This window comes from Ensifer sesbaniae, from assembly GCF_013283665.1.
GTDB classification, from domain to species: Bacteria; Pseudomonadota; Alphaproteobacteria; order Rhizobiales; family Rhizobiaceae; genus Ensifer; species Ensifer sesbaniae.
Map to the genome: position 1 here is coordinate 3,136,122 of NZ_JABEKU010000001.1, position 15,343 is coordinate 3,151,464.

At 62.8% G+C, this 15,343-nt stretch carries 18 protein-coding genes; 7 read left to right on the forward strand and 11 right to left on the reverse strand.

All coding sequences use genetic code 11. The annotated features are described in order from the left end of the window. Positions 1-225: 225 nt before the first annotated feature. The 6 genes from BHMPCIPO_RS15275 to BHMPCIPO_RS15300 all read right to left on the reverse strand — a co-directional run bounded on the left by BHMPCIPO_RS15275 (position 226) and on the right by BHMPCIPO_RS15300 (position 6,594). Entirely contained in the window at positions 226-1,269 is a 1,044-nt protein-coding gene (locus BHMPCIPO_RS15275; protein ID WP_173517541.1) for a Gfo/Idh/MocA family protein, read from the reverse strand. Between the two features lie 5 nt (positions 1,270-1,274). Next, a complete protein-coding gene (locus BHMPCIPO_RS15280; RefSeq protein WP_173517542.1) occupies positions 1,275-2,066 on the reverse strand; it encodes a ThuA domain-containing protein in 792 nt (263 codons plus the stop codon). 107 nt (positions 2,067-2,173) lie between these two features. Further along, on the reverse strand, positions 2,174-3,202 hold the full coding sequence (locus BHMPCIPO_RS15285) for an ABC transporter ATP-binding protein (RefSeq protein ID WP_173517543.1): 1,029 nt from the start codon (positions 3,200-3,202) through the stop codon (positions 2,174-2,176). A gap of 123 nt (positions 3,203-3,325) precedes the next feature. After that, positions 3,326-4,156, reverse strand: coding sequence for a carbohydrate ABC transporter permease (locus BHMPCIPO_RS15290; protein WP_173517544.1), 831 nt, complete (start codon positions 4,154-4,156; stop codon positions 3,326-3,328). Beyond that, on the reverse strand, positions 4,156-5,142 hold the full coding sequence (locus BHMPCIPO_RS15295; protein ID WP_173517545.1) for a carbohydrate ABC transporter permease: 987 nt from the start codon (positions 5,140-5,142) through the stop codon (positions 4,156-4,158). Before BHMPCIPO_RS15295 ends, BHMPCIPO_RS15290 begins: the two co-directional genes overlap by 1 nt. A 189-nt stretch (positions 5,143-5,331) precedes the next feature. Continuing rightward, complete coding sequence (locus BHMPCIPO_RS15300) at positions 5,332-6,594, reverse strand: ABC transporter substrate-binding protein (protein WP_173517546.1); 1,263 nt, start codon at positions 6,592-6,594, stop codon at positions 5,332-5,334. A gap of 363 nt (positions 6,595-6,957) precedes the next feature. Here BHMPCIPO_RS15300 and BHMPCIPO_RS15305 point away from each other — a divergent pair, with 363 nt between their 5' ends. The 3 genes from BHMPCIPO_RS15305 to BHMPCIPO_RS15315 all read left to right on the forward strand — a co-directional run bounded on the left by BHMPCIPO_RS15305 (position 6,958) and on the right by BHMPCIPO_RS15315 (position 8,954). Then, the gene (locus BHMPCIPO_RS15305) at positions 6,958-7,980 is read left to right on the forward strand and encodes a substrate-binding domain-containing protein (RefSeq protein WP_173517547.1); all 1,023 of its coding nucleotides are present in this window, start codon (positions 6,958-6,960) and stop codon (positions 7,978-7,980) included. Positions 7,981-8,189: 209 nt separating this feature from the next. After that, a complete protein-coding gene (locus BHMPCIPO_RS15310; RefSeq protein WP_173517548.1) occupies positions 8,190-8,582 on the forward strand; it encodes a group II truncated hemoglobin in 393 nt (130 codons plus the stop codon). Between the two features lie 6 nt (positions 8,583-8,588). Continuing rightward, positions 8,589-8,954 carry a DUF423 domain-containing protein gene (locus BHMPCIPO_RS15315; protein ID WP_173517549.1) on the forward strand — a complete coding sequence of 122 codons (366 nt, stop codon included), beginning with the start codon at positions 8,589-8,591 and terminating at the stop codon, positions 8,952-8,954. Between the two features lie 84 nt (positions 8,955-9,038). Here BHMPCIPO_RS15315 and hmuQ read toward each other — a convergent pair whose 3' ends face one another. The 5 genes from hmuQ to BHMPCIPO_RS15340 all read right to left on the reverse strand — a co-directional run bounded on the left by hmuQ (position 9,039) and on the right by BHMPCIPO_RS15340 (position 11,803). Further along, positions 9,039-9,353 carry a heme-degrading protein HmuQ gene (gene hmuQ / locus BHMPCIPO_RS15320; protein WP_173517550.1) on the reverse strand — a complete coding sequence of 105 codons (315 nt, stop codon included), beginning with the start codon at positions 9,351-9,353 and terminating at the stop codon, positions 9,039-9,041. 98 nt (positions 9,354-9,451) lie between these two features. Then, positions 9,452-9,721, reverse strand: a complete 270-nt coding sequence (locus BHMPCIPO_RS15325; RefSeq protein WP_173517551.1) for a hypothetical protein — start codon at positions 9,719-9,721, stop codon at positions 9,452-9,454. A 28-nt stretch (positions 9,722-9,749) separates the two neighbouring features. Continuing rightward, a complete protein-coding gene (locus BHMPCIPO_RS15330; protein WP_173517552.1) occupies positions 9,750-10,163 on the reverse strand; it encodes a DUF2325 domain-containing protein in 414 nt (137 codons plus the stop codon). 210 nt (positions 10,164-10,373) lie between these two features. Further along, a complete protein-coding gene (gene tolA, locus BHMPCIPO_RS15335; RefSeq protein WP_173517553.1) occupies positions 10,374-11,288 on the reverse strand; it encodes a cell envelope integrity protein TolA in 915 nt (304 codons plus the stop codon). Positions 11,289-11,365: 77 nt separating this feature from the next. Further along, positions 11,366-11,803, reverse strand: a complete 438-nt coding sequence (locus tag BHMPCIPO_RS15340) for a hypothetical protein (RefSeq protein ID WP_173517554.1) — start codon at positions 11,801-11,803, stop codon at positions 11,366-11,368. A 118-nt stretch (positions 11,804-11,921) separates the two neighbouring features. Here BHMPCIPO_RS15340 and hemP point away from each other — a divergent pair, with 118 nt between their 5' ends. From hemP to BHMPCIPO_RS15360, 4 genes are read left to right on the forward strand one after another with little or no spacing between them, the layout of a single operon-like run. Beyond that, complete coding sequence (hemP, locus tag BHMPCIPO_RS33815; protein ID WP_173517555.1) at positions 11,922-12,191, forward strand: hemin uptake protein HemP; 270 nt, start codon at positions 11,922-11,924, stop codon at positions 12,189-12,191. 10 nt (positions 12,192-12,201) lie between these two features. Continuing rightward, entirely contained in the window at positions 12,202-13,263 is a 1,062-nt protein-coding gene (locus tag BHMPCIPO_RS15350) for a hemin-degrading factor (protein WP_173517556.1), read from the forward strand. A 21-nt stretch (positions 13,264-13,284) separates the two neighbouring features. Next, on the forward strand, positions 13,285-14,235 hold the full coding sequence (locus BHMPCIPO_RS15355) for a heme/hemin ABC transporter substrate-binding protein (RefSeq protein WP_173517557.1): 951 nt from the start codon (positions 13,285-13,287) through the stop codon (positions 14,233-14,235). Then, positions 14,222-15,340, forward strand: coding sequence for a FecCD family ABC transporter permease (locus BHMPCIPO_RS15360; protein WP_173517558.1), 1,119 nt, complete (start codon positions 14,222-14,224; stop codon positions 15,338-15,340). Before BHMPCIPO_RS15355 ends, BHMPCIPO_RS15360 begins: the two co-directional genes overlap by 14 nt. The last annotated feature ends 3 nt before the right edge of the window (positions 15,341-15,343 follow it).

Genomic DNA, 15,343 nt, shown 5'->3' on the forward strand with positions numbered 1-15,343 from the left:
CTGTTGCATAAATCGTCAAATCGGAATCGATCGAGGGCGATATTATGCAGCAGTTCAGGGTGTTACAACGGCCCTAGCGTGCCTCAGAAAACGCGGGGTCCAGTACCGCATTCGGCGATCCGTGCTGTCAAACACGGATCGCCGAATGGGCTTTCAGGGAGCTGAAATCAGCCCTTGAACAAGGCAGCGGGTGGCAATGGTTACGCCGCCCGCACTACCAGTGCGTCAAACCGCGAGTTCGCGTCGTCCGGCTTCCGTCTCCATGGCCAGGTCGAGCACCTTCTGCAGGTTTGCCGCATGGCGGAAGCCCGGCTCCTCAGCCCTGCCCTCGCGCACGGCCGCCACGAACCGCTGGTAGTTGGTCGGAACGGTGCCCGCATCGACATCGCGCCAGGTGGCGGTTTCGACATCGGCGCCAAGGCAGGCGCGCAGCGTGGAGTCATCGGGTGTGTGCACCACTTCGAGCGCGCCCTTGTCGCCGTGCAGCCTCAGCCGCAGTTCGTTCAGATGTCCCGTCGCCCAGCGGCTGGCATGGATGACGCCCATGGCGCCGTTGCCGAATTCCGCCGTCATGACGAAGCTGTCATTGGCGTCGAGGTCATACTCACCGATGCGGTTGCCGGGCGCCTTGTCGAAGGTCTTGAGACGGGCGAAGATCCGGGCGGCATCCGTGCCCGCGCCATAACCGGCGAAATCGAGGATATGAATGCCGACATCGCCGAGCACGCCATTCGAGCCGTGCTTGGTCGAGAGCCGCCACAGCCATTGCGATTCCGTCGCCCAATCGCCCCAGGCCTTGGAGACGAGCCAGCTCTGCAGATAGGAGGCCTCGAGATGGCGCAACTGGCCGACCTCGCCAGCGAGCACCATCGCCCGCGCCTTCTGCAGCGGCGCGACATTGCGATAGGTGAGGTTGACCATCGTCACCAAGCCAGAGCGCTCGGCCGCCTCCGCCATCTCCGCCGCCTTGGCGTAGTTCTCGGCGAGCGGTTTCTCGCAGAGCACGTGCTTGCCGGCCGCCAGCAATGCCAGCGTCGTCGGGTGATGCGCCTTGTCCGGCGTCACGTTCGTCGCCGCATCGAACTTTCCCCAGGCGATCGCCTCGTCGAGCGACGTGAAGGCCTCGGCGATCCCGTGCTTCTCGGCAAAGGCACGGGCGCGCGACGGATCGACATCGACGGCGCCAACCATTTCGACGCCTTCGATCTTGGCAAAGGCCTGGGCATGGCTGTTCGCCATGCCGCCGGTTCCAACAACAAGAAGACGCATCGTTCTCACCTATATCCTGCTTCGCCGGCCTGGTGCAGCTTCGGCCCACGTTCGACGATCGGCTCCAGCGCCTTTTCGACCGGCACGTTCGGCGCATCATGGATCGCCGTGTAGCGATTGTCGGCGTTGTAGGCCCACTTCACCGAATTGCGCAGCACCCTCTGCACATTGGCGTCATGATAGGTCGGGTAGGTCTCATGGCCGGGGCGGAAATAGAAGATGTTACCGGCGCCGCGACGCCAGGTGAGACCCGAACGGAACACTTCACCGCCGGCAAACCAGGAGATGAACACGGTTTCGAGCGGCTCGGGAACCGAGAACTGCTCGCCATACATTTCCTCGTTCTCGAGCACGAAATTCTCTTCGAGCCCCTCGGCAATCGGATGGCGCGGGTTGATCGCCCAGACGCGCTCGCGTTCACCGGCCTCACGCCACTTCAGCGCGCAGGGTGTTCCCATCAGGCGCTTGAAGATCTTGGAGAAATGGCCGGAATGCAGCACGATCAGGCCCATGCCCTCCCAGACGCGCTTGGCGACCCGCTCGACCACCTCGTCGCTGACGGCGCCGTGGTCCTTGTGGCCCCACCACAGGAGCACGTCGGTATTGGCCAGACGCTCGACGCTGAGCCCGTGCTCCGGCTCCTGCAGCGTCGCGGTCGTCGCTTCGATCGCGCTTTCCGTGTTCAGCGCCGCTGCGATCGTGTTGTGCATCCCGTTCGGATAGATGCTGCGGACCACCTCGTTGGTCTGCTCGTGGATGTTTTCGCCCCAAACGACTGTTCTGATAGGCACGGTCATTCTCCTTGCGTTTTGCCCGTTGCGGGCCTGTCGTCGTACGATAGATGGGGCCGCCGGGAATTTGCGGCCCCGAAGCTCAAGACTGCCTCGTTGTTCATCAGGGTTTGTCAGGCCGCCCCTTTCATCGGCATGCGACCCAAGGCCTGCCCCTCCGCATCGAAGCGGTGGATGTTGTCGCCGACCGGCGAGATCTGCACTGTCTCGCCCGGCCGGTGAAGCGAGGTGCCGCCTTCCCGGACGATGACCGGTTCAGCAGCGCCGATGTCGAGATAGATATAGCTGTCGGATCCCAGCATTTCGGAATGCACCACCGTGCCCGACCACTTGCCATCCCCTGCCCTGATCTCCAGATGTTCGGCCCGGATGCCGATCGTGTGTGCATCGTAGGGAGCGGCAAGAGCGCCGGTGAGAAAGTTCATCTTCGGCGAGCCGATGAAGCCGGCGACGAACACCGAGTTCGGGCTCTCGTAGAGCTCGAGCGGCGTGCCGATCTGTTCGACCCGACCATCCCGTAGCACGCAAATGCGATCGGCCAGTGTCATCGCCTCGACCTGGTCGTGGGTGACATAGATCATCGTCGTCTTGTGCATGCTGCGATGCAGTTTGGCGATCTCGATCCGGGTCGCCACCCGGAGCGCCGCATCGAGATTGGAGAGCGGTTCGTCGAACAGGAAGATCTTGGGGTCGCGCACGATCGCCCGGCCGATCGCGACGCGCTGCCGCTGGCCGCCGGAGAGCTGACGGGGAAGCCGCTTGAGATAGGGGGTCAGCTGCAGCATCTCGGCTGCCGCCTCCACGCGTTTCCGGCATTGTTCCTTGTCCTTGCCCGCAAGCTGCATGCCGAAGGACATGTTCTCGAAGACGGTCATGTGCGGGTAGAGCGCATAGGACTGGAACACCATCGCGATGCCGCGCTTCGACGGCGTCAATTGGTTGACCACCTGCCCGTCGAAGGAGAGCGTGCCCGAAGAAATGTCCTCAAGCCCGGCGATCAAGCGCAGCAGCGTGGACTTGCCGCAACCGGACGGCCCGACGAAGACCATGAACTCACCCGCCCGGATATCCATGCTGACGCCCTTGATGACCTCGAAGGCGCCGAAGGACTTGCGGATGTTGCGCAATTGAAGTTCTGCCATGTTTTCCTCCTTAGATCACGATTGTTTTGGGTCGGGCCGACCCAAAACAATAAACGTGATCGATTCTAATGGGTTAGAGCGGGATGCGGGCGGAAAACCGCACACACTTTTCCTCACCCCGCTCTATCCTTTGACGCCACCGGCCGTGAGCCCGGAAATGATCCGCCGCTGAAAGATCAGGACGAGGATCACCAGCGGCACGGTGACAATGATCGATGCGGCCATGATGTTGCCCCACGGGATTTCGTATTGGCTGCTCCCCGAAAGCAGCGCGATCGCGACCGGGACGGTGCGCTGGCTATCGGACGACGTGAAGGTCAGTGCGAACAGGAACTCGTTCCAGGCGGCGATGAAGGCGAGCAGCCCCGTCGTCACCAGCGCCGGCCACATCAGCGGCATGAAAACGCGCGTGATGATCACCCAGGGCGTGGCGCCATCGACGATCGCCGCCTCCTCGATCTCCACCGGCAGATCGCGCATGAAGGTGGTGAACACCCATACCGTGAAGGGCAGCGTGAAGATCATGTAGGAGAAGATCAGCGCTAAGGGCGTGTTGAAGATCCCGACACTGCGGATGAGTTCGAACAGACCGGCAAGCACGGCGATCTGCGGAAACATCGACACCGACAGGATCGTCAGGAGCAAGAGCCCCCGTCCGCGGAACCGCACCCGCGCCAACGCGTAGGCAGCGGTGACGGCCAGCAGCAGCGACACGGCGACGACGATCGTTGCGACCAGCAGCGAGTTGGCGAGGTTGCGCAGGAAGCCGCTGCTCGACACGACCCCGGCGTAGTTTTCGAAGGAAATCTCGGTCGGCCAGTAATCGACCTGGAAGAGCGCCGTTCCGGATTTGAAGCTCGTCAGCACGGCGTAATAGAACGGAAAGACGGCCATGACGATGATGGCGGCGACGAGGGCGTAGAACGCCGTGCGCTTGGCTAAGGTGGCGACCATCAGCGTTCTCCTCCTTCGAGATTGACGCGGCCGAACCACATGTAGGCGACGGTGATCGCCGCGATGATCAGGAACAGCATCGTCGAGGCGGTTGCGCCGTAGGCGAACTTGTCGAAGTCGAACAGGTTCTCGCGCGCCAGCACCGACATGGTCTTCGTCTGGGCGTTGTTGGGCGTCAGCACATAGATGAGATCGAAGATGCGCAGGGCATCGAGCATGCGGAAGATCACCGCGACCATCAGCGCCGGCCGAATCAGAGGCAGCGTCAGCCGCCAGAACACCTTCAGCGGATGGACCCCGTCGATCTTGGCCGCCTCGTAGATATCGGAGGGCACCATCTGGAGGCCGGCAAGGATCAAGAGCGCCATGAAGGGCGTCGTCTTCCAGACGTCGACGATCAGCACCGCAACCATCGCCGTCTCCGGATTGGCAGTCCAGGCGATCTTCTGGCTGATCAGCCCGAGGCCGAGCAGAAGGTCGTTCAAGATGCCGAACTGGTCGTTGAGCATCCAGGCCCACATCTTGGCGGAAACGATGGTGGGAATGGCCCAGGGGATGAGGATCGCCGCCCGCACCAGACCGCGGCCTGGGAAATTGGCGTTCAGCACCAGGGCGACGACGAGGCCCAGCACCGTCTCGATGGTGACGGAGATCGCCGAGAACTTCAGCGTGTTCCAGACGGCGTTCCACCAGGCGGGATCGGCGAGCAGGCCGTTATAGACCGTGCGCCCGCTCTTCAGCGTGATCCAGCTCAGATAGTTCTTGAAGCCGACGAACTCGGCGCCTTCGAGGTTGGTCAGCGACGCGTTGGTGAAGCTGAAATAGATGGTGCGCAGCAACGGCCAGCCGGCGACGAGCGCGAGCACCAGCAAGGTTGGCGCGAGAAAGATCCAGGCGGAACGAACGCGGCTGGCGTTGAGATCTGAACGGATCCCTGCCTGTTGTCCCAATGCGGAAGGGGGATCTGCGAGTGAAAGATCGGTCATGTCTATACTCACCCTTGCCGTTCGGCGCGCGGCCGGACGGTTGGCCCGAGAGGAACGACGCTGCTCTCGGCAAATCACGGCGTGAAACGGTATCGCGTCCGGAATTACCTGGTTCAAAGAGCGCGTCGTCGGCGGTGGCTCGGTGGAGCGAGGGAAGGCCCGAAGGCACTCCCCTCGCCCCCGGGAGGATCACCAGCTATCGCCTTTCATGTTCGTGAGTTCGACTTCGAGCAGTTCGAGGTTTTCCGCGGCCGTGCCGTTGCCAGACAGCGTGTTGTGGACGGCATTCCAGAACTTGGCCGAAACCTCGTTGTACTTGACCTTGGTAACAGCCGACGGCCGCGGTACGGCGCTTTGGAAGATCGGCTTCCAGGCCGGCATGAACGGCTGCGCCTTGGCGACCTCCGCATCGTCGTAGAGAGCGGCAACCGTCGGAAGGTTGGAGAGCTGGATGGCCCGCTGCTTCTGCACCTCGGGGGACGCGAGGAACTTGACGAGCGCGATCGCTGCTTCCTGGTCGTCGGAATATTTGGAGACGGCAAGGTTCCAGCCACCGAGCGTCGAGGACGGTTGGTCGCCATCGGTCGCCGTCGGCAGCGGAGCCACGGCGAACTTGCCCTTCACCGCGCTGTCGTCGCCATTGCCGAGCGCGTAGGCATAGGGCCAGTTGCGCATGAAGACGGCATTGCCCGTCTGCCAGACACCACGCGACTCTTCCTCCTGGTAGGCGAGCACGCCCTGCGGAGAAATCGCGCCGATCCATTCCTTGACGCGGTCGATCGCAGCGGCCGCCTTCTCGTTGTTGATCGAGATCGTGCCATCGGGCTCGACGATCTGGCCACCGCCTGACGACTTGATCCATTCGAGCGCGTTGCAGGTCAGCCCTTCATAGGCGTTGCCCTGGAAGACGTAGCCCCAAAGATCTCCCTGGCCAGCGGCGCGTTCCTTCTCCTGGATTTCCTTGGCGGTCGCCGCCAGCTCGTCCCAGGTCTTCGGCGGCGTCTTGCCGTACTTTTCCAGGAGGTCCTTGCGGTAATACAGCGCCGGCGCATCGGTGAAGGCCGGCAGGGCCACGAGACGGCCGTTGACCGTCTGCGAGGCAATGATCGACGGGAAGTGCTGACCGACAACGTCCTTGGTTGCTTCCGTCAGATCGACGAACTGATCGGCCAACTGCGGCGCCCAGACGACATCGGTCTGGTAGACGTCGACATCCTTGTTTCCGGCGGCAAGCCACAGCCGGTACTGGCTGAACTGCTCGCTGCTCGACGGCGGCATGGTGACCAGGCTCACCTTGTGTCCCGTCTGCTTCTCGAAGATGTCGAGCTGCTCGCGGATGAAATTGACGTTCTTGCCGGTCGTGTTGGCGGCGAGCGAAAGCTCGGCGGCGCTGGCCGTCCCGGCTGCAATGATCGCGGCGCAAAAACTCAGGGCATTGAGCATGGTTCTCATGATGGTCGACTCCTCCTGTTCCCCTCCACCGCCCGAAAGCTCCTCAGCAAAATCGAAAGCGGTTTGGATCGGAAAAAGTTGGCAGAAGACGAAAAAACTGTCAATCCATGCATTGGAAAAAGTCGAATTGCGACGAGTTTTAGAATATAGTTGTTGATTTTCAATAGCTTATAAAAATGAGAGGGAATTCTGCACGCAGGGGCGGCGACCCATAAAATCCAAGGGGAACAGCGATAATTTAAAACGGTTTGGCAAAACACTGTTCGGATGCAAGGCAGGGGACTGCCCCGACAAACTGATTGTTACCGACGGGGAAGGTGTATATTTCTGGGACCGGGGTTAGGCTGAGGAAACGCATACCGAATGAAACTGAGGGAGTTCGCACAGCAACTGGGCCTTTCGCCAACCACCGTCAGCCGGGCGCTGAGCGGTTACCCAGAGGTCAGCGAAAAGACACGCAAACGCGTGGCCGAAGAGGCATCGCGCCTTGGCTATCGTCCGAACATCAATGCCGTGAGGCTCGCCACCGGTCGCGCCGGCGCCATTGGCGTCGTCATGGGACGATCGGGGGAATTTCACTTCTCCGAGTTCATGGGCGGGCTGGCCGAGCGGCTCGGCACCGAGGATATCGACATCCTCGTCAGCCCGATCGATGACAAGGATCCCAAGGGCGAAATCCAGCTTTATAGCCGGCTCGCCGTCAGTGGCCGCGTCGATGCGGTTATCGTGCATTCGCCCGAACCGAACGACGAACGCATTGCGCTCCTCCACAAGCTCGGCATGCCCTTCCTCGTCCACGGTCGATCCGATATCGACGTGCCGCATGCTTGGCTCGACATCGACAACGAAGGCGCGATCCGCCGGGCGACCTCGCATCTCATCGATCTCGGCCATCGCCGCATCGCCATGATCAACGGACGGAAGGGACGAACCTTCTCGCTCCACCGCGACAAGGGCTATCGCGACGCGCTGCAGGCGCGCGGCATTCCGTTCGATCCGCGTCTCGTCGCCCACGGCAATTTCACCGATGAACTGGGCTTCCGCTTCGCACGCTCCTTCCTGGAGCAGACGCCGCGGCCAACCGCCTTCGTCGCCGGCTCGATGATGACCGCCCTCGGCATCTACAGAGCGGCCCGGTCCATGGGGCTGGAGATCGGCCGCGAGGTTTCGGTGATCGCCCATGACGACGTCTTCCCCTACCTGACCGCGGAAAACATGGTGCCGTCGCTCTCGGCGACACGGTCTTCGATGCGCGCTGCCGGCGCACGCTCGGCCGACCTCGTGCTGCAGCTTCTCTCCGGCAGGCCAACCGAGGAGGTTCATGAACTCTGGCCGGTCGAACTGATCCTGCGGGAATCGACAGCACCGCCGCCCGAGGATGCGTGAGGACCGGCTTTTGACAGTCCCAAAGGAAGGCGGGCTTGGAAAAGGGGTTGAGGCCCACCACCACCACCACGGCCATGATGAGACCCGGGCGCGAACGGCCGTAAGGGACACCGGCCGGCCGCGATGAAACGCCGCAAAGCCGTTGCCAGGAAAACCGTTGTCGGACCGGATGCCGCGCGCTAGGACCGCCGGGAATGAAGGACGCGAGCATGGCGGAAACCGAAACCACCACCCTTTACGAAGCGATCGGCGGCGACCCGACGGTTCGCGCGCTGACGCGCCGCTTCTATGAGTTGATGGACACGCTGCCGGAAGCGGCACGATGCCGCGCCGTGCATCCGCCCGACCTTTCGGGCAGCGAGGAGAAGTTCTACGAGTACCTGACCGGCTGGCTTGGCGGACCGCCAATCTATGTCGAGAAGCGCGGCCACCCGATGCTGCGCCGTCGCCATTTCGTCGCCGAAATCGGCCCTGCGGAACGGGACGAATGGCTGCTCTGCTTCACCCGTGCGCTTGAGGAAACGATCGCCCATCCGCAACTCAGGCAGATCATTCTCGAGCCGATCACCCGCCTCGCCCTTCATATGCAGAACAAGGAATGACGTGATATGTCGCAGAGCGGATTTCGCGCAACCACGCTTTTTGTTGCCGGGCTGATGGGGCTGACCGGCGTTGTCAGCGCGGCCGCGGCCTCGCACGGCAACGATCCGAGACTGCTCGCCGGCATTTCCGCGATGTGCCTGGCGCACGCGCCTGCTCTGGTCGCGCTCTACGCAGCCTGGCCGAGCTTTCGCACGGCTCCTGCTGCGGCCTTGCTGATCGCCGCGGGAACGGCGCTGTTCTCGGCGGATCTCGCCATGCGCCATGCCTCGGGCCACGGCCTGTTCCCGATGTCGGCGCCCCTCGGCGGCACGACGATCATGGCGGGCTGGCTCGCCGTTTCGCTCGGCGCCTTCCTGCCGCGAAAGGCCTAGCTCAGAAGCAATGCGCCTCCCGGACGGGTCCATCCAGGAGGCGAATGACAGGCGATATCAGGGACCAAGCCGGCGCGGCGCGGATCAGGCACCTTCGACGGCAGTGAAACCTTCGAATTTCGGCGGACCGAGATACATCGCCTTGTTGTCGCCGGCACTCCGGTGCGCAGCCCGGAAGTTTTCCGATTTCGTCCAGGCCGAGAACGAACCCCTGTCCTTCCAGACCGAGTTCGAGACGAAGAGCGTATAGCCCTCTTCCGGCACGCTGTCGCCACGGAGCAGATGGAAGGAAACGAAGCCCGGCATTTCCGAAAGACTGGATTCGCGGCCCTTCCACACAGCCTCGAAAGCCTCTTCCTGGCCGATGGCGATACGAAAACGGTTCATGGCAACGTACATCTTGGTCTCCGTAGGTCCCTTTCGCCGACTGCGAAGCGACCCGGCTCTTTGAAACGGCGCAATCCCGGACGGAAATCGCACTTTTCCTGGCCTTGCTCTCAGGCCCTTTCTTTTTTCCGGGTGGCATCGTTTGCGGCCCGCGGAAAGGCGAGAATAGTTCCTTCCTTGGGCTCCGCAAGGCCGAGAGGATCGCGAACCGGCGGTCGCGCCTGCCAGCTTGGGAACTCCGCGACGTTGGTGGTTTCTTCCAGCGTGCGCGCGCGGCGCGTCAGGATCTCGTAGAGCTCCGGCACCAGGCCATCGCCGTTCTGTACCGCCAGCTTGTGCAGGCCGATCATCATGGCGAGGTCAGGACGTTCTTCGTTCATTGCAAACTCTCGTCTTGTCTTGGGAGGATTACCGCTCGTCGCGGCTGGTGGTCAGGTCCTGAAGCGCGCGCTCCAGGCTCGATTTCGAGCCGTTGCGCAGCGGCACGAAGGCCTTGCCCCACTTCTTGCAGCCGGTCTTCACGCGAAGACATGCGTCATGGCTGATGCAGTCGATCGGGCAGAAGACGCAGTCGACCGACGGCAGCACCCGATCGATCCGCGAGACGGCCTCGCGCAGGCCGCCGTCATGGTGGAGCAGCTCGGCGCCGAAGGAGCTGGCGATTTCGCGCAGATGCGCCACCTGACAATCGCGGCCGCCGACATAGAGGAAACTGCGCCCTTCGAGCGTTGCCTTGCCAGCCTCCTGGCGTGCCTCGGTCGCTTCCGAACCCGAACGACCCTTGCCATTCTTCGCCGCATTCTGGTGACGCTTGCCGCGCATGCAATCCTCTCCGTCTGATCGTGCGACAAGGGCCTTCATGGGCAGCCGGTCGCATCGGGACATCATCTCGACACACGCCCTTCGGCTGCGTGACGGCCGCAACCTATTAAACTTGATAATCCGAGTAAAGTATAAACATGAGTTTTGTAATCATATTTTTCGAGAAAAAATCAGCTCTTCGCCCGAGGCAGGAAACGGCGCGTCCGCCTGTCAGTTTACGGACATCGGGACGGTAAAGCTCCAGCTGCTCTTACCGGAACCGGCCGGGATGGCGGCGAAGGGTGCTGCGCTGCGGACCGAATCCAGGGCCGCCTTGTCGAGACGGTCCGATCCGGAGCTGCGAACGAGATTGACCCCTGCCAGACCTCCATTCGCGGCGACGACGAACGTAACGGTCGCTGTATCGCCTTCGTCACTGCGGATCCCGCGGGTCTTCCTGAGGAAAGCGCGCTGGACCTTTGAGCGGACCTTGCCCTTGTAGTTTTCCTCGCCGGCATTCCCGACAACCGACGCTGCCCGTCCCTGGCCAGTGGCGGCCGTGGAAGCACCATTGATATCGCCGTCCGCGTGGCCCTTGACCTGGGTCTGCTTCTGCGCACCCTTGTCACCGGCCTTCTTGCGGGTAACCTTCTTTTTCTTGACCGGTTCCTTCTTCGGTTCAGGTTTTTCCACCTGCGGCTTCTTCGGCTCCACGGTCTCGGGCTTTTCTTCCGGCACGACGGGTTCGACCGGCGCAACGCTTGCGGTGACCATGGCTTCGGCAACCTCGAGGGTCGGCATCTCTTCGGCCGGCAGGATGACGTCGGCCTCGGTCGCCGTCAGATCGTGCGGTTCTTCCGCAGCGATTTCCGGTGTGGTCGAAGTCAGGTCCTCGACCGGCATAAGCTCCTCCGGCTTCACCTCGTCGGGAACGTCTTCAATCGGCTCGACGATCTCGGAGGGATCACCTGCCTGCAGCGTTTCGGAAAACGCGTCGCCGAGAACGGCAACTTCCGTCGCCGTACCGCCGATCATGAGCGTCGATTCGTCCTCCGGCGGCGAAGATGCGAACAGGGTGGCAAGAACAACGCCATGCGTTGCAAGCGAGATGATCGCGGCCCCAGTCCAGATGACGATACGCTTCATGACAGCCTTACCTTCGCCGCACCGGGCGGCGCAAACCCACGCTCCCTAGGAAGCGGTTTCAATCAGCCCCTCTTCGCTCAGCCCTTGAGTTCCACCGCCGATTTCGAGCCGGTCTTGATCCCGCTCATGCAGGCGCCCGGCTGCACGCCGTCGCGGACACAGGCCGGCGCGTCGTTGATCAGCAGGCTCTTCACCGCATCGCAGCTGGTGCCGGGGAGATCGAATTGGCGAACCTTGGTCTTGCCGGCGGGAAGATCGCGGAAGTCGAGCACCGCCATGCGCTCGACCAGCCCCTTCTGGTCGAAGATCACGAATTCGAAGGAAACCTTGCTCAGCGACTGCGCAAAGGCGTTACCGGCAACGAAGGTGAGCTTGCAGCCCTTCTGCGACGGGGCGACGTCGTTCAACTCGATCGTCAGCCCACCGGCGGGCACAGCCTCCTGCGCGTTGGCATTGGTCGCAGCGATGAGGGCTGCAAGAGCAATGGAAACAATCGGAAGGCTGGAAAACTTCATGACGACATCACTCCAAAGGGTTGCAGCGAGCCACCGAACGAGGCCCGCACGCCCTTGTCCACAAGCCGGCAATAATTAACTTGAGTGCTAAAGTCCGGTATTGCGTCCATAAATAAATATGAGTAATGAAGTCAAGATAGTAAACGAATTGCACGGCAGGAAATGCTGGAAAAACAGCGCGGCCTGCCCTCTCGAAACGGCCAACGCAGTGACCAACGACAATGACCTTGCGCGCCCATCCGAGCCGCCGATCCAGGCCGGGCGGGCGCAACGGATAATCGAAAGTCGCGAACTTTTCGGCAGCGAAAACGAGATCCTCATTTCCCACGACGGTGCGATCTACCGCATGAAGATCACCCGCCAAGGCAAACTGATCCTGAACAAATAGGCAGATGAAAATGACCGAGAGCCTCCGCCCCACTCCTTCCGAAATCCGCGCCTACCGCGCCGAGAACCCGAAGATGCGCGAGCGTGATATCGCAGCCCAGCTCGGTGTTTCCGAAGCCGCTCTCGTCGCTGCCGAATGCGGGCTGACCGCCGTGCGCATCGATGCCGATGCCAACCGTTTCCTTTCGCGCGTCGAGGAACTCGGCGAAGTCATGGCTTTGACCCGCAACGAAAGTGCGGTCCACGAAAAGATCGGGATCTACGAGAAGATCACCACCGGCGAGATGGCAAGCATCGTGCTCGGCGGTGAGATTGACCTCCGGGTTTTCCCGAGCGCCTGGGCGCATGCCTTCGCCGTGACCAAAACCGACGAGCAGGGTGAAGCGCGCAAGAGCCTGCAGTTCTTCGACAAGTGGGGCAATGCCGTGCACAAGGTGCATCTGCGCCCAGAGTCGAATGTGGCAGCCTATGACAAGATCGTCGCGGATTTCCGCCTTGACGACCAGTCGCAGGAATTCGCCGCCGACGCCAGCGTGCATGCCACCGATGACAGGCCGGAGACCGTCGTCGATGTTACCGAACTGCGTGACCGCTGGACGAAGATGACCGACACGCATCAGTTCCACGGCATGCTGCGCAAGCTGAAGATCGGCCGCCGCCAGGCGCTCAGCAACATCGGCGAGGATTTCGCCTGGCAGCTCGATCCCTCCAGCATCGAAGCCATGATGCGTTCCAGCGCCGAGATCGAACTGCCGATCATGTGCTTTGTCGGCAATCGCGGCATGATCCAGATCCATTCCGGTCCGATCGCCAAGATCGCGCCGATGGGCCCCTGGCTCAACGTCATGGACCCGACCTTCCACCTGCACCTGCGCACCGACCACATCGCCGAACTCTGGGCCGTACGCAAGCCGACGGCCGACGGCCATGTCACCTCGATCGAGGCGCTCGACGCCAAGGGCGAGATGATCATCCAGTTCTTCGGCAAGCGGAAAGAAGGTCTCGCCGAACGTCCGGAATGGCGTTCGATCGCCGAAGGCCTGCCGCGTCTCGACACGACGGTCGCCGCCTGAGAACAGGATAGGAACACTTCGATGATCAACGGTCTCGACTTCCGTCGCCTTCGCCGCCGGGAACTGGTGCTTACCGCCTTCGCCCTGTCGGCACCCTTCCTGCTGCCGGCGGTCGCACCCGGCGCCCCCTCCTTCATCCGGCCGGCGGTGGCCGAGGAGATACAGAAAGCCGACGTCTCGCGCGTCGTTTCCGTCGGCGGAGCGATCACCGAGATCATCTATGCGCTCGGCGAGGCAGGCCGTCTCGTCGGCCGCGATTCCACCAGCACCTATCCCGAAGCGGCAAAGAGGCTTCCCGATGTCGGCTACATGCGCCAGCTGGCACCGGAAGGCATCATCGCCGCCAACCCGAGCGCGATCATCGCCATCGAAGGCAGCGGCCCGCCGGAGGCGCTGGCGGTGCTGAAGGAAGCGAACATCGCCTTTACCAGCGTGCCCGAGACCTTCGACAAGGCCGGCATCCCCTCGAAGATCCGCGCCGTCGGTGCTTTCCTGGGTGTCGAGGAAAAGGCTGAAATCCTGGCAACGCGTGTCGAAGCCGATCTCGATGCGGCAGTTTCCGAGAGTGCCGCCCGTGCGGAAGGCGAACGCAAGCGCGTGCTTTTCATCCTGAGCACGCAGGGCGGAAAAGTCATGGCATCGGGGCAAGGCACCGCCGCCAACGGCATCATCGAGCTTGCGGGCGCCGTCAACGCGGTGGGGACATTCCCCGGCTACAAGGCGCTGACCGACGAGGCGATCATCGAGGCCAAGCCCGATATCGTCCTGATGATGGACCGCGGCGGCGAACATTCCGCCAAGGCAGACGAACTTTTCGCCCTGCCGGCGCTGAGCCTCACGCCTGCCGCCAAGAACAAGGCGCTGATCCGCATGGACGGCCTGCACCTGCTCGGCTTCGGCCCCCGTACGGCAAGCGCCGTGCGCGAACTGAATGCCGCCATTTACGGGAAGAAGGCCAATGCCTCGCAGTGAGGCGGTGGACCGCGGCATGCGCCTGACCGCTTTCGCCGCCGATATCCGCAACGAATGGCGCGCGGGCAACCGCTCGCGGCTGGCGCGTCTGGTGATCGTCGTCCTGATCGCGGTTGCCGTCGCAACCTTCGTCGGCTCGATCATGACCGGTGCTGCCGATGCATCGCTCGCCAATGTCTGGCGCTGGCTGGTCGGCGGGGCCGATCAGGGCTTAAGCATCCGCGACCGCATCATCATCCTCGATATCCGCCTGCCGCGCGCCGTGCTCGGCCTGCTCGTCGGCGCTTCGCTCGCCGTTTCCGGCGTCGTCATGCAGGGTCTTTTCCGCAACCCCCTGGCAGATCCCGGTCTCGTCGGCGTCTCCTCGGGCGCGAGCCTTGGCGCCGTGCTGCTGATCGTGCTCGGCACCGCCGCCTTCGGGCCGCTCTTCGCGCTGTTCGGATTCTATGCGCTGCCGGTCGCAGCCTTCGTCGGCGGCCTCGTCACGACGCTGCTGCTCTACCGCATCGCCACCCGCGGCGGCCAGACGTCGATCGCCACCCTGTTGCTCGCCGGTATCGCGCTCGGCGCGCTGACCGGCGCGATCACCGGTATTCTCGTCTTCAGAGCCGACGACAAGCAACTGCGCGACCTCACCTTCTGGGGGCTCGGCTCGTTAGCGGGGGCCAACTGGACGAAAATCCTGGCCGCAGCGCCGATCATCCTCGCTTCGCTCGCGGTGACCCCCTTCCTGGCGCGCGGACTGAATGCCATCACGCTCGGCGAAGCGGTCGCCTTCCACATGGGCATTCCCGTCCAGCGCCTGAAGAACATCGCGATCGTCAGCGTCGCGGCGGCAACCGGCGCATCCGTTGCCGTCAGCGGCGGCATCGGCTTCGTCGGCATTGTCGTTCCGCACCTGCTGCGCCTCGTCATCGGCCCCGATCATCGCTACCTGCTGCCCGCCTCGGCGCTGCTCGGCGGCACCCTGTTGATCCTCGCCGACATGATCGCCCGCACCATCGTTTCTCCGGCAGAACTGCCGATCGGCATCGTCACCGCCTTCATCGGCGCGCCGTTCTTCCTCTGGATCCTGCTGCGCGGCCGTTCGAACATGGGACTCTGAAGG

Coding starts and splice junctions, on each gene's coding strand:
- BHMPCIPO_RS15275 (WP_173517541.1), bottom strand. CDS start 1,269: ATGCGTCTTCTTGTTGTTGGAACCGGCGGCATGGCGAACAGCCATGCC.
- BHMPCIPO_RS15280 (WP_173517542.1), bottom strand. CDS start 2,066: ATGACCGTGCCTATCAGAACAGTCGTTTGGGGCGAAAACATCCACGAG.
- BHMPCIPO_RS15285 (WP_173517543.1), bottom strand. CDS start 3,202: ATGGCAGAACTTCAATTGCGCAACATCCGCAAGTCCTTCGGCGCCTTC.
- BHMPCIPO_RS15290 (WP_173517544.1), bottom strand. CDS start 4,156: ATGGTCGCCACCTTAGCCAAGCGCACGGCGTTCTACGCCCTCGTCGCC.
- BHMPCIPO_RS15295 (WP_173517545.1), bottom strand. CDS start 5,142: ATGACCGATCTTTCACTCGCAGATCCCCCTTCCGCATTGGGACAACAG.
- BHMPCIPO_RS15300 (WP_173517546.1), bottom strand. CDS start 6,594: ATGAGAACCATGCTCAATGCCCTGAGTTTTTGCGCCGCGATCATTGCA.
- BHMPCIPO_RS15305 (WP_173517547.1), top strand. CDS start 6,958: ATGAAACTGAGGGAGTTCGCACAGCAACTGGGCCTTTCGCCAACCACC.
- BHMPCIPO_RS15310 (WP_173517548.1), top strand. CDS start 8,190: ATGGCGGAAACCGAAACCACCACCCTTTACGAAGCGATCGGCGGCGAC.
- BHMPCIPO_RS15315 (WP_173517549.1), top strand. CDS start 8,589: ATGTCGCAGAGCGGATTTCGCGCAACCACGCTTTTTGTTGCCGGGCTG.
- hmuQ (WP_173517550.1), bottom strand. CDS start 9,353: ATGTACGTTGCCATGAACCGTTTTCGTATCGCCATCGGCCAGGAAGAG.
- BHMPCIPO_RS15325 (WP_173517551.1), bottom strand. CDS start 9,721: ATGAACGAAGAACGTCCTGACCTCGCCATGATGATCGGCCTGCACAAG.
- BHMPCIPO_RS15330 (WP_173517552.1), bottom strand. CDS start 10,163: ATGCGCGGCAAGCGTCACCAGAATGCGGCGAAGAATGGCAAGGGTCGT.
- tolA (WP_173517553.1), bottom strand. CDS start 11,288: ATGAAGCGTATCGTCATCTGGACTGGGGCCGCGATCATCTCGCTTGCA.
- BHMPCIPO_RS15340 (WP_173517554.1), bottom strand. CDS start 11,803: ATGAAGTTTTCCAGCCTTCCGATTGTTTCCATTGCTCTTGCAGCCCTC.
- hemP (WP_173517555.1), top strand. CDS start 11,922: ATGAGTAATGAAGTCAAGATAGTAAACGAATTGCACGGCAGGAAATGC.
- BHMPCIPO_RS15350 (WP_173517556.1), top strand. CDS start 12,202: ATGACCGAGAGCCTCCGCCCCACTCCTTCCGAAATCCGCGCCTACCGC.
- BHMPCIPO_RS15355 (WP_173517557.1), top strand. CDS start 13,285: ATGATCAACGGTCTCGACTTCCGTCGCCTTCGCCGCCGGGAACTGGTG.
- BHMPCIPO_RS15360 (WP_173517558.1), top strand. CDS start 14,222: ATGCCTCGCAGTGAGGCGGTGGACCGCGGCATGCGCCTGACCGCTTTC.